This window comes from Pseudoalteromonas sp. L23, from assembly GCF_021728455.1.
In the GTDB taxonomy this organism is placed as follows: Bacteria; Pseudomonadota; Gammaproteobacteria; order Enterobacterales; family Alteromonadaceae; genus Pseudoalteromonas.
In genome coordinates this window covers 508,286-521,058 of sequence record NZ_JAKKCW010000002.1, presented here as the reverse complement: position 1 = coordinate 521,058, position 12,773 = coordinate 508,286, and the positions used below count along the sequence as shown (strand labels likewise).

At 40.7% G+C, this 12,773-nt stretch carries 9 protein-coding genes; 8 read left to right on the top strand and 1 reads right to left on the bottom strand.

Annotated features, from left to right (window positions below; translation table 11 throughout):
- Positions 1–78: 78 nt before the first annotated feature.
- The 5 genes from L3V43_RS06145 (at position 79) to L3V43_RS06125 (ending at position 9,343) form a co-directional block, all read left to right on the top strand.
- A complete protein-coding gene (locus L3V43_RS06145) occupies positions 79–666 on the top strand; it encodes a dienelactone hydrolase family protein (RefSeq protein WP_102056692.1) in 588 nt (195 codons plus the stop codon).
- A 69-nt stretch (positions 667–735) separates the two neighbouring features.
- Positions 736–1,713: an acetoacetate decarboxylase family protein gene (locus L3V43_RS06140; protein ID WP_237116158.1), complete on the top strand. Its 978-nt coding sequence runs from the start codon at positions 736–738 to the stop codon at positions 1,711–1,713.
- Positions 1,714–1,827: 114 nt separating this feature from the next.
- Positions 1,828–4,068 (top strand): NAD(P)-binding protein, encoded by a 2,241-nt coding sequence (locus L3V43_RS06135; RefSeq protein ID WP_235367498.1) that lies wholly within the window; start codon positions 1,828–1,830, stop codon positions 4,066–4,068.
- A 250-nt stretch (positions 4,069–4,318) separates the two neighbouring features.
- Positions 4,319–6,559 carry a TonB-dependent receptor gene (locus L3V43_RS06130; RefSeq protein WP_102056695.1) on the top strand — a complete coding sequence of 747 codons (2,241 nt, stop codon included), beginning with the start codon at positions 4,319–4,321 and terminating at the stop codon, positions 6,557–6,559.
- Between the two features lie 102 nt (positions 6,560–6,661).
- Positions 6,662–9,343, top strand: a complete 2,682-nt coding sequence (locus L3V43_RS06125) for an ATP-binding protein (RefSeq protein ID WP_010604604.1) — start codon at positions 6,662–6,664, stop codon at positions 9,341–9,343.
- Between the two features lie 64 nt (positions 9,344–9,407).
- On the opposite strand, the gene L3V43_RS06120 is transcribed toward L3V43_RS06125, so the two are convergent.
- Positions 9,408–10,244, bottom strand: coding sequence for a hypothetical protein (locus L3V43_RS06120; protein WP_237116157.1), 837 nt, complete (start codon positions 10,242–10,244; stop codon positions 9,408–9,410).
- Positions 10,245–10,379: 135 nt separating this feature from the next.
- On the opposite strand from L3V43_RS06120, the gene L3V43_RS06115 reads away from it, so the two are divergent.
- From L3V43_RS06115 to L3V43_RS06105, 3 genes are read left to right on the top strand one after another with little or no spacing between them, the layout of a single operon-like run.
- A complete protein-coding gene (locus L3V43_RS06115) occupies positions 10,380–10,769 on the top strand; it encodes a hypothetical protein (protein ID WP_010604606.1) in 390 nt (129 codons plus the stop codon).
- Positions 10,751–11,743 (top strand): NAD(P)H-quinone oxidoreductase, encoded by a 993-nt coding sequence (locus tag L3V43_RS06110; protein ID WP_237116156.1) that lies wholly within the window; start codon positions 10,751–10,753, stop codon positions 11,741–11,743. The genes L3V43_RS06115 and L3V43_RS06110 overlap by 19 nt, the downstream gene beginning before the upstream one ends.
- 57 nt (positions 11,744–11,800) lie before the next feature.
- Positions 11,801–12,229, top strand: coding sequence for a GNAT family N-acetyltransferase (locus L3V43_RS06105; RefSeq protein ID WP_102056700.1), 429 nt, complete (start codon positions 11,801–11,803; stop codon positions 12,227–12,229).
- Positions 12,230–12,773: the final 544 nt, after the last annotated feature.

Genomic DNA, 12,773 nt, shown 5'->3' with positions numbered 1-12,773 from the left:
CAAATATAAGTAGATAAGGCCACATGGCAAGGAAAGTCATAAAAGCCAATAACGATAAATTATTAATAAGGAAAACCTATGGCTATATTAATCGTTACCGATATTTTCGGTCATACGGATCATATTGATCGTTTTGCTAAATCGCTTGGAAGTGACGTGCAGGTGCTTTCACCATTTATAGAAGAACCAAATAGTGTCTCAGAGTCGGATTGTTATGAGCTGTTTTTGGCTCAGTGTGGTCATCGTTTATATGCTGATAAAATATCAGCAGCGATTTCTGAATACAAACCAAAACTTATTATTGGCTTTAGTGCAGGCGGGGCTGCTGCGTGGGTTGCATTGTCTGAACAAGGTGCATCTCACTCTGTCGAGCAACTTATTGCATTTTATCCCAGCCAAATACGTAACCATCTAAATATTAAGCCCAGCTGCGATGTGTCTATCTTCTTTGCTCAAGTTGAATCTCATTTTGACGTTGAGCCCGTCATTGAGCAGTTAAAAGATAAAAAAGGGTTGAATTGTATCCGAACGCGGTATTTACACGGTTTTATGAACAAGCTTTCGGGTAACTATGACGAGTACGCATACTCGCATTATCAGTATTTTTGCCAGCGAGAAGCGCGTAACTATTTTGAGGTTGTGCAACAAGAAGCGGAGTTTTCATAACAACATACGCAAAAGCGGCTTGAGCGAACTACACTAAACACTAACTTATCATACTTTAAGGAGTGAAAGATGTATCCCGAGTTGCCTGATTATCAACATTTTTATAGTAATCCGATCGCCAAACCTCCATGCAGAATGCTAAATGCACAAATGTATGGCTTTTTTGTCAAAGGAAAAAAATCAACAATCCAAACCTATGTTGATAAAACGCTTAATTCGGTTTCTAGTAGTGAATTTGTATTCAGGGCCCTAACCGATTGGTGCTTATTGACATTTACAGATATTGAAAATATCGCGTCAAAAGTGCCGCCATTTAGTAACTATGGATATATGCAAGAAACCGATGTCATCATCTGGTTGCCAATTCTGCAAGTCAATCTCGAAACGTTAAAGGCAGAACATCTATATTGGTATCCAGCATTTATCTCGGTCAATAACATTAACGCGCTGATAAATGGTCGAGAAATATGGGGCTACAACAAATATTTATGTCGCTACGAAATGCCTGATAACTTTGGCGACCCACTGAACTTTTCCCTCTCTCTGGAGACCTTTAAGGAATTTGATCCCAACGTCAAAATGGCATGGCATGAATTGTTATCCATTGAACCTGAGGATGACGGGGAGTCGTGGTTAAAAGAAGTGTTGGAAGTGGGTGAAGAAATTGCTGAGCTTTTCAAAGATTCAGTGTCTGATTTAAACGTCGATAGCCAATTTCTTAAGCAGTTCTTATCGGGTTTTACCCACCCGCAAATGGATCAAATATTATTTAAGCAGTTCCCAGATGGCCATGCCGAGAAGTCTGTATATTCGGCAGTGGTGCATTCCCCTTCAGAGGTGAAGAAAATCCACAAAATTGGCTTTATCAAAGATGACTTAAGCCTGAATCTACAACGAATGGATGCGTTTCCACTGGATAAAATGTTTGGCATTCCAATAGGCAAAAGCGAGGTCAAGCTACCTTACTTTGTGAAAATGGACTTCGATCAGGCAGGAGTGGAAGAAATTGTTTCCAGTGCTCAGAGTATCGCTAGCCTCCATCGTTAGTGTACTGGTGGCATAAAAAACACGATTTTTTACTAAAGCGATATTTGCATGTTTAGTTGTCTTCCTATGTGGCTTTAGATGTTGCTCGTCAACAGGTTAGAAAAAGGAAGGTTTATGAGTAAACAAAAAGTAGCAATACTTGGCGGCGGTGTTTCGGCAATGACTGCTGCGGTATACATGACTGAACAAGACGATTGGCAAGAGCGCTATGATATTACCGTTTATCAGCAAGGTTGGCGCTTGGGGGGCAAAGGGGCGAGTGGTCGTAATGCTGAATACGGCGAACGTATAGAGGAGCACGGTCTTCACGTTTGGTTTGGTGCCTATGTCAATTCTTTTAGGGCAATTGAGACCGTTTATAATAAGCTTGAGCGCTCAAGTGATATCCCCATTCACACTTGGCAACAAGCGCTAAAACCACATAGTTTGGTGGTGTTGCAAGAATATATTGATCAGCAATGGCAAACTTGGTCAGTAGATTTCCCTGAGATCCCAGGTAATCCAGCAGATGGCACACTCGATTTACATTTTTGGCAGATTTTAAAATTACTTGCGGCTTGGCTACACAAGTGGGTTGATGATTTGGAATGCGAAGTTGAGAAAACCCACAAATCCACACAACTCAAAACTAAAAAAGAAAGAGACAAAACGCTGCTTGCTCACTTGGGACAGGAAGTTAAAAGCTTTTTTGATAGTGTAGAAGAAAAGGCTAGAGCTCTATTTGATGACGCAGAAAATCAAGCCCAAGAGGTCGTATCCACACCAAAGCTGTTAATAACGCAACTTAGTAATTTTCTAACGGTACGTGAAGCTGATCATCGTTTAGAAAATAAGAAAGATCACTTAGTTGTTTGGTATATGGTTCGAAAAATTAGGCGCTGGTTGCAGTCTGAAGTAAATGACTTAATTGATGACAACCCTGTCATTAGACGTCTATATATATGCATAGATTTAGGTGTTGCGATGACCATTGGCATGCTCCGAGACAAAGTCTATTCACGAGGGTTTGGTTATCTTGATCAATACGATTTTAAACAGTGGCTCAAGCGCAATGGCGCAAATGAATTGCTGTCTGTGGAGTCTGCACCAGTCCGCGGCTTTTATGATCTCGTTTTTGGCTATGAGAACGGTGATTTTAAAAAGCCGAATGTTGAAGCGGGAGTTGCGGCTTTGGCCATGCTTCGGATTATGCTGTGTTATCGCGGTGGTGTGATGTGGAAAATGCAAGCGGGAATGGGAGATATTATTTTCTCTCCTATTTATGAGCTGCTCAAACATCGAGGCGTTAAGTTTGCGTTTTTTCATCAGGTTGAATCGTTACACTGTACACAGGATGATGATGGTCATTATGTTGATAGCATTCAATTAATTCAACAGGTTAAACTAAAAGAGACGCAAAGTTACGAGCCTCTGGAATTAGTCAAAGACTTGCCATGTTGGCCAAGCTCGCCTCTGTGGCAACAAATTGACCCGCAGCAAGTGGCACTACTTAAAGAACATGAGATTAACCTAGAGTCTTACTGGTCTAATTGGGAGGCGGTTTACCAACAAGCATTTGGACAGAGGTTACCGAGAAAAACACTAAATAAAGGTACTGATTTCGATTTAGTGATTTTTGGGATCTCAGTGGCAAGTCTTGAGCCACTTTGTCAGCAATTATTGGCTAAAGATAACGGCTTAAAGTTGCAAGCTGAAAAGGTCAAAACTGTTGCGACTCAAGCATTACAGTTGTGGCTTACTAAAACTGACAGTGAACTGGGTTTTCACGATCCTTCTGGTAGTAATGAGCCACCAATATTAAGCGCATTTTCTCAACCTTTTGACACTTGGGCCGCGATGTCTAATTTAATTGAGGTTGAAGATTGGCCAAATACACAGCCAAATAACATTGCCTACTTTTGTAGTGCTTTTACCTGCGCAGATTATCCACCTCCGAGCGATCATGAGTTTCCTGAGCGCATGAAAGCTCAGGTAAAAGAAAACGCATTGCAAAAACTTAGATTACAGATGCAGCCACTGTGGCCAGAGGCTTATCATGGTAACGACTTCGACTGGAACGTATTGTTTGATGTTGATAATAACGAAGGTGAAGTTAGGTTCAACACTCAGTATTGGAGGGTGAATGTCGACCCCAGTGAGCGTTATGTCTTAAGTGTTGTTGATAGCAGTCAATTTCGACTGCCTACGGACGGCTGCATATTCAATAACCTCTACATTACTGGAGATTGGATTAAAACCGGTGTCAATGCAGGTTGTGTTGAAGCTGCTGTGATGGCTGGCATGCAAACGAGTAGAGCCATCACCGGATATCCTCAAAACATTAGTGGAGAATCAGGGTTTGAGCCGTTTAAATAACCGAGCTATTACTCTTTAGGCGCTAAACGAACGTTTGGTTTTTGAACCGTTAGTTGTACAACTGTATTAGCTTAACCTATATTCTACGCCCTGCAATTTGCAGGGCTCAAATTCCACCTTGGTATAATTTGTATGTATTATGAACGATAACTTGAACCTTAAAAAGGTAATCGGGTTCATTTGTTTGGGGGTCTTTTTAATTCAGCTATACTGATAGTGCAATTGCATGATATAGCTCGGGATTCAAACTATGCCACATCCAAATGTGCTGTTAAATACGATAACACTAACATTACTCTTAGCAGTCTCGATGGAAGCATCAGCACAAGTCGAAGAAGAAATCGAAGTCATTGAGGTATACGCCCAAAAAAGAAAGCAATCTATCAATGATGTTGCTATCGCTGTTAAACCCATATCCGGACAAGTCATCACTGACGCCGCGCTGAAAGATACGACCGAACTAGGTAGTTTAGTTGCGAATGTAAAAATCAGTCAAAATGCAGCTGAGGGTACGCCCCCAGCGGTCAGCATTCGAGGTGTCGGACTTGTCGATTATAACACGGCTAACACTTCTCCGGTTGGGGTGTATTTAGATGGTATATCTGTTGGGTCTGCGAATAATCAAATCATTAACTTGTTTGATGTTGAACAAGTTGAAGTGTTGAAAGGTCCACAAGGTACACTTTTTGGTAGAAATACCACTGGGGGGGCAATTTTAGTGCGCACGGCGCGCCCAACAGATGGTGATTTTGCTTCTGTCAGTGTAGGGGTCGGTTCTGACTCTTTATCAAGAGCTCGTGCGACGCTCAATTATAGCCTAGATCAAAATAGCGCGGTGCGACTTGCAGCTAGCCACAATAACTATGAGTACACAACGTATAACTTACAGCCTGACGCTCCTGAGGCGTATATGGAACAAAATGATGTTCGACTAAGTTATTTTGGCGAGTTTGATAAGTTCAGTGTTTTTGTGAAATTAGATTATGGTCATTGGAATGGACTGGTTCAGCCGGTCGGGAATATCGGATTATTCTCAAACCCTTTGGATGGTTCATTATGTTCTCCAGCCCAAGCGGGCACTAGCAACTGCGTTGATGCGCTTGGCTTTAATATTGGCAGTGACGATTTTTGGGCTGTACGGGTAAATAATTATCAAAAACATCACAGTATAAGCAAAGGCGTTACAACAGAGGTCGCGTATGCACTGGATGACCGGTCTCAACTTATTTATCTTGGGGCTTTCAATCGCTTAGATAGGATACATGGATTTAATTGTGATGGAAGTCCATTTTCATTGTGTGAAGGCGAGTTAGGACTTAAAAATGAAAAGCTGGTGAATGAGCTTAGGTTTGAGCAAAGTATGGAGACCGGCTTTCTAACGGTAGGTTTATTTCAACTAGAAGAGCGTATTTATCAAGATAATTTTAATGACTTATTACGTGATTTTAGGGGAACCCCTAATGGTGCAAGTGCGGCGACCTTTTTCTATGATAATGATATTAAAGTAAAATCAATGGCCTTATTTGGTCAATATGAATATGAAGTTAGTGAGCATACAGATGTACTCGTAGGAGTAAGATATAGCGATGAAGATGTGAAGTATGACTCTTTTTCCTATTTAAACGTGCCTTTTGGAGGTAATCTCGCTGGCATTTTAGTTCCTGCCTACGACATTGAGGGAAAAGAGTCCGATAGTAATTTGTCTGGAAAATTGTCGGTTATCCATAAAGTTAAATCGGATAAAAGTGTTTATTATAGTTTATCTAATGGTGTAAAAAGCGGCGGCTATAACGGTGGCTTCCTTATTTCGAAGGATGCCGCGATACAGGCAAGTTATGGCCCTGAAGAACTAATCGCTCATGAAGTAGGCGCTAAGCTGTTATTTAATGACCTTAAACTTCGTACAAATTTGGCTGCTTTTTACTATGATTATAAAGATCAACAGGTATTTATGAATCAGGCTTCAGAAGTACCTGGAGCGCCGCCTTATCAGTTACTTGAAAACGTAGGTAAGTCCAAAATCTATGGTGCTGAGATAGAAAATACTTGGTATCTATCGGAGCAAACTCAGATAGGCTTAGATGTAGGGTATATACCTGAAGCTAACTTTGAGGAGTTTATCGATCCAGTTGGCGTTGTATTGACCGACAATCGTTTACCGTTTACATCCGAATGGAATATCTCTGGGCAAATAAATTATGCATTTAATTGGGATGAAGTTAGTATAAAAAGTAGAATAGCATTTGATTATCAAAGCGAATATTACTTTGACCAAAACGAATCTCCGTATGCTAAGCAACCCAGTTATATGCTTTGGAATGCTAATCTACAGCTGGAGTATAGAGACTGGCAGTTAGGTATTTGGGGTAAAAATCTTCTAGATAAAGAGTATAGCCACCTTAAATTTGACCTGAGTAGTTTTTTGGGAATGTTAGAAGACTTTAAAGGTGAGGGAAGAAGAGTAGGCATGGATGTAACATATCGATTTTGATTTTGCTTAATCACTATACGTATAAGTCACCTGACTTGGGGGTTGAAAACTTGCAGATACAATACCGAATCACAGGTAACTTTACTGAGGTAACAGGCTAGAATGCGTTTACTCCTGATCATTTTCAGCATAATTCTGGTTTCTAGTTTTGCCTATGCAGATCAGGCTGTGTTGAAATTGACGCAGCCTTGGCAATATCAAAATTTACACCATGTTGGAAAGGCTTATGAGGCAAATTCTAGTACAAGATTTCCTCAAAACTGGGCTGAATTGAGTGCGTGGGAATCTATTCATGAACCACTAAAAAACAGAGCGCTGTTTTCTGGTCGTTATTTCTTGGTTACTAAAGTCAGAAATGAAACACCCTTAAATGAATTTGTGCTTTATCCATACAATACGGTATTAAGCAAAGTTGAGTCGAGGATATATACACCGGAAACAGTCTTGCGAGTTTTCTCTGGGGGTAAGGTCGAAAATGAATTTGCATTTCATTATGGTAATCAAGTCAAGTTGGAGCCTAGTCAAGATTATTATATCGTTACTCTCTTCGAGAGTGATTTCTTTTACACCCCGGTAAAGTTGACCATTGAGCCTCTTAGAGACTTTCAGCAGGAAGTGGTCTATGAAAATCTTATTATGACGCTTTGTTTTGGTGTCGGCATTGTTTTGGGGCTGTATAACTTATTAATCTACATCGGCTCTAAAGATATCACTCATTTTTATTACGCATTATTCACTTGTGTGTGGGTATTTGCGTGGAGCCATTTTTTTCATATTCCCGACGAGTTATTTGGGTTTTACTCTGCAAACTTACATTGGTTAGGTTTTGCGCTTGCGCCATTAACTAACGCGTTATTTTATATCCATCTTCTAAAACTCAAGGACGTTCATCCAAACTATGTGTCGATTTCTATTTGGCTTGGTGTGATAGCTGCGCTTGGACTACCGTTTTGTATTCTTTTCCCTGGCTTTGGTTTTATTTGGGCGACTTTAGTAACGGGGTTAGCGCTTTGCTTCGGACTATTTGTTGGTATTACGCGTTGGACTGAAGGATTTAAGCCCGCTCGCTATTTTGTAATGGCATATATTGCAATGGCGATCCCCAATATGGTGGGTAATTTAACGAACTTAAGTTTGCTGCCTGAATCGTCGAGTAACTTATATCTTTACGGTCTAATAGGTACTGCGCTTGATGCATTACTGCTGGCCTTCGCAGTTGCGGACAAGTTTAGAATTACCAGTGAAGAAAATATAGAACTCAATAAAAACCTTGAAGCAAAGGTGTTAAAGCGGACCTATGAGTTAGAGCAGGTGGCCTCAGAACTTAGAGATGCTAGTGAGGCAAAAAGTCGATTTTTGGCAAACATGAGTCATGAAATAAGAACACCAATGACGTCAATTATTGGCTATGCCGATGGCATTATGCTCGGAGATATTAAGCCACATGAGCGTAATCACGCTATCTCCGTTATTTTGCAAAACTCGCGTCATGTACTTGGGCTAATTAATGATATTCTGGATATGTCTAAAATTGAGGCCAATAAACTAGAAGTTGAGTTGGTGGAGTCAAACCTTTTTCAAGCGATTGCGCATGTCGATTCATTATTGGGTAAGCAAATTAGAGATAAAGGACTGGAGTTTGCGCTGAATTATCATTTTCCGCTGCCTGATTTTGTGGTTATTGATCCCACTCGTTTGCGACAGATATTACTAAATCTCACATCTAACGCAATGAAGTTCACGACGGTTGGTAAAATCTCGATTGATGTGGCGTGTCAAAACGAGCGTCTCATGATTACAGTGCGAGATACCGGGATAGGAATGACAGCGGACGAGCAAAAAGAATTATTTAGCGCGTTTTATCAAGCTGACTCTTCCACATCAAGGAAATATGGTGGGACAGGGCTTGGACTAAATATCTCCAAAAGCTTAGCGAGAAAGTTAGATGGTGATATTTCGGTAGAAAGTGAGGTAGGCTCAGGTACTGCCTTTACTCTTACTGTTGGCCTATATACCACCGAGAAAACAAAGTGGGTGCAAAGTCTCGCTCAAATTGGTGATGTTCGTGAACAAGGCACAATACCTGATGAAATAAATCAAGAGCTTAAAGGTGAGGTGTTATTAGCTGAAGATAACACAGACAATAGTAAGCTTATTAAGCGTATTTTAGAGCGTATGGGTTTATCTGTGACGGCGGTTGAAAATGGTCAGCTAGCGGTACAGGCGGTACTAGATGGTGATTTCGATTTGATATTAATGGATATCCAAATGCCTGTAATGGATGGTGAGCAGGCGTTTAGCTTTATTCAGGCAACAGGGTGTAGCACGCCTGTGATTGCATTAACTGCCAACACCATGCAGCATGAAATTGAGCGTTACTTAAAACTTGGATTTAGTGATCATCTTGCAAAACCTATTGATAGAGTCGTGTTCAGTCAAAAGGTAGCCTATTATTTGGATATCCAAGTCGACGAGGAAGTTGATCTTCCTGAAGCCGAATTTTATCAGTTAAAACAACAGTATATTTCTGGGCTGCATGAGCAAATCATTCAGATAAAGAATCAAGCTAAGTATCAGGACTACGATGCGTTAGCAAGAACAGTTCATGCGATTAAAGGTACTGCTGCGATGTTTGATTGTATTGATATTCATAAAATTGCAAACGAGTTGGATGTTAAGCTGAAGAATAAACAACTAGAGTGTGTTGAAGTGCAGCTAACTGAGTTACTTGGTGCGATGACAACCGCTATTGAGTCAGAAAAGCAGCAAACCAAACAAGCTTAGGATTCTACGCCTTTTAATATTTATAGCGGATAGGCATGATAATGAAAGGATTTTATACAACACCTTATCTTAATGGCTGCAGACTGTAGATTTGAGCCTTACTTAGGTCAGGGAAGTCCTTCCGCTGTTTATAGTTGGCATATAGATTGGAAAATATGGTGGTTTTGGATAGTTTATCTAGACTCGCAATAAATAAACGTCCACTGTTACGGTCTCCCGATATTACACTGCCTTTACAACACTGCTGAAATGAGGAGATAAGCGCTCTGATTGTGTTCTTATTGCCCGTATCCTGCAGTGCAATTTCTGCTTCTATAAAGAATGCAGCCCCACTCCAATAGACTCTTTGTTGTGCGTTTAATGACCACATTTGTTCGCTCACTGTTTTAAGTGCTCCTTTATTCATTCGCGTATTTTTTGCGCCTCGGCTGAGCCCTGAGATTAATCTTGTACGAAACTCTGCAACATTAAAAATATCGTTCTCTAGCATAATGACATTTTGTAAATAGGTAGCAAGCCCCTCTGCAAGCCAGAAATCTGAGTGGTCAAGCAACGGGTGATAAAGGTGAGCAATTTCATGGTACAAGGTCCAATCTTTAATCAACACTCGGCTTGAGGTAAATCGTTTGATTTGGAGTAGAACAGCGTCGGGTTTGCCACGTTGAACCGTGGCCCATGGCACAGGCTCAGATGCGAATAAGCTCGGTTCAATGATAAATGGAAGTGTATATTGTTGTAATATTCCCAAGGAACGCTCTGTTGCTTTAACACCGTGTTTTAGCCAAGTTTCCACATGTTGTCTATCACTGCCACTGATCCAGCTCTTATATTCGATTTCAATTTCGGTTGCCTGAGTGGATGCAATTAAGCCAAACAACAGTATAAACATTAATAATTTCATTATTTTCTCTACAATGGTTACTATTGTAAATAGACCTGAGAACGCATTATTTCATTCTTGATGTTGAGATTATCTCAACTGACCTGGTTGGGTGATTGTGTAAAACTGAATAAAACAACGTTAAAGGGAAATAAGATGAAAGTCACCGCACTTAGTTTATTGTTATTGAGTCCAATTGCTTTGGCAAACCCACTTTTAGGTACTTGGGAATTTGTTGAGGGAAAATATGCCACCACAGATGGCATTGTCTCAGCGCAAGCGCCTAGCTTGACGTCGATAAAGTTAATTACTGAGGCTCACCACAGCTACATTACGCAAAGTGAAGGAAAGTTTAAATACGCTGGTGGAGGGAGTTACAAAATAGAGGGAGATAGATTTATCGAAACCTATGAATATGGAAATGTTACTTCCTTACTTGGTCGAACGATGTCATTCAGCTACAAGATTGATGGTAATTTATGGCATCATGAACTGTATGAAGATGGTAAGTTCGTCGAGAAGGAAGTATGGAAAAAAGTTCAGTGATCCCAAAGAAGATGCGTTATATCAGTCACGCATCTTCTCAGCTTCAAATCCAGTACACTGAAACACCAACATTGAGTGCAAAGCAAGTGCTAATCAAAGTGCATGCGTTTGGGGTTAATAGAGCAGACATTTTGCAAAAACAAGGGAAATACCCTGCGCCTGAAGGCGATAGTGAGATATTGGGTCTGGAAGTGTCTGGAACGATAGTTCAAGTGGCATCTCCTGAGTTTGAACATTTACTTGGTGATCAAGTGTTTTGTTTAACCTCTGGAGGCGGCTATGCTGAGTACGTGGTTGCACAAAGTGAATTACTCATGCCGTTAACCAAAGGCTTGTCATTGAGCTATGCGGCAGGCTTAGCTGAAGTATATCTTACGGCCTATGATGCGATTGTGCGAACTGGGCAGCTAAATTCTAATGGGATTTTACTGTGCCATGGCGGGGCTTCGGGTGTTGGCAGTGCTGCCATACGGATTGCAAAAAGGCTTGGTGCAATGGTCATTACGACCCAAAGTAGCAAGGAAAAGGCCAAGTACGCAAAGGCTCTGGGGGCGGATTACACTATTAATTATTTAGACTGTGATTTTGCTGAAGAAATGAAAAAGCTTGGTTTGAAAGCAAATGTCATTCTTGATCCAGTCGGTGGTGAATACCTCAGAGCGAACCTAAGAGTTGCAGCAATGGATTGTCACTGTGTGATGCTCGCTATGCTAGGCGGAAGATATACAGAACTAGACTTTGCCAAGTTACTCGCGAAAAGGTTTAACTTGCACGGAAGTACGTTGAGAAACCGCTCATTGGACTATAAAACGGAATTAGTGAAAGATTTTCTGAATGAGTTTGGCTCGGACCTGCCGGATCAGACAATGAAGATACCAATATATAAGGAGTTATATTGGGATGAAATTGAGCAAGCTCACGATATTCTCGAACACAACCAGAACCTTGGGAAGGTGATAGTTAGAGTTAGTTGACTGTTTATTTATACAGTTGTTATGCTATCACTCTTAGTGATTAGAGGAGTGATTATTTTGACGTTCAAAATTGAAGAGAAAGTACCTTGCCCAGAGGAATATTGTGATTTGCGAATAGCCGCTGGATTATCTGCAAAATCTCTAGAAGCAGCCACAAGGGGACTACCTAACTCATTATATGGGGTTGCAATTCGACATAACGAACAACTTGTGGCAATGGGCCGGGTGGTTGGAGACGGAGGTTGCAATTTTGAAATTGTCGATGTTGCCGTCAATCCGCTTTATCAAGGGCAGGGATTAGGGCGTACAGTAATGGAATATATTGATGGTTACTTAGCATCAAATGTTTTGCCGGGCTCATATGTTTCAATGATCGCAGACGAGCCAGCCTTTTACGAGAAACTGGGTTATCGCTTAGTAGCTCCAGCGAGTCAAGGAATGACAAAGAAGTTCACAGTAGGCTCCATTAAAAGCTCTAAAGTTTGAATTTTCAACTTTTTTCTTGGTAGATTAAGAAATAGCGATAGATATAGATAACTTTTGAAGGGTTGCAACTGAGTGGATCCGAATTATCGACCCTTGGGGTGGGTTATAGAGAGTAGGTAGTGCTTTTTCTTTATTTGAATTAGATCTAAGGTTGGTACAATCGAATGGATTCTTATTAGATAAGACTGAATATTTAGGATTGGTACAACCGAGTGGATCCGAATTACCGAGCTTTGGCACGGGTTATAGAGAGTAGGTAGTGCTTTTTCTTTATTTGAATTAGATCTAAGGTTGGTACAATCGAATGGATTCTTATTAGATAAGACTGAATATTTAGGAGTGGTACAACTGAGTGGATCCGAATTATCGACCCTTGGCACGGGTTATAGAGAGTAGGTAGTGCTTTTCTTTATTTGGATTAGATCTAAGGTTGGTACAATCGAATGGATTCTTATTAGATAAGACTGAATATTTAGGAGTGGTACAACTGAGTGGATCCGAATTATCGACCCTTGGCACGGGTTATAGAGAGTAGGTAGTGCTT

What these genes read in the sequence shown, in the direction of transcription:
- L3V43_RS06145 (WP_102056692.1), top strand. Translation starts at nt 79, where the DNA reads ATGGCTATATTAATCGTTACCGATATTTTCGGTCATACGGATCATATT.
- L3V43_RS06140 (WP_237116158.1), top strand. Translation starts at nt 736, where the DNA reads ATGTATCCCGAGTTGCCTGATTATCAACATTTTTATAGTAATCCGATC.
- L3V43_RS06135 (WP_235367498.1), top strand. Translation starts at nt 1,828, where the DNA reads ATGAGTAAACAAAAAGTAGCAATACTTGGCGGCGGTGTTTCGGCAATG.
- L3V43_RS06130 (WP_102056695.1), top strand. Translation starts at nt 4,319, where the DNA reads ATGCCACATCCAAATGTGCTGTTAAATACGATAACACTAACATTACTC.
- L3V43_RS06125 (WP_010604604.1), top strand. Translation starts at nt 6,662, where the DNA reads ATGCGTTTACTCCTGATCATTTTCAGCATAATTCTGGTTTCTAGTTTT.
- L3V43_RS06120 (WP_237116157.1), bottom strand. Translation starts at nt 10,244, where the DNA reads ATGAAATTATTAATGTTTATACTGTTGTTTGGCTTAATTGCATCCACT.
- L3V43_RS06115 (WP_010604606.1), top strand. Translation starts at nt 10,380, where the DNA reads ATGAAAGTCACCGCACTTAGTTTATTGTTATTGAGTCCAATTGCTTTG.
- L3V43_RS06110 (WP_237116156.1), top strand. Translation starts at nt 10,751, where the DNA reads ATGGAAAAAAGTTCAGTGATCCCAAAGAAGATGCGTTATATCAGTCAC.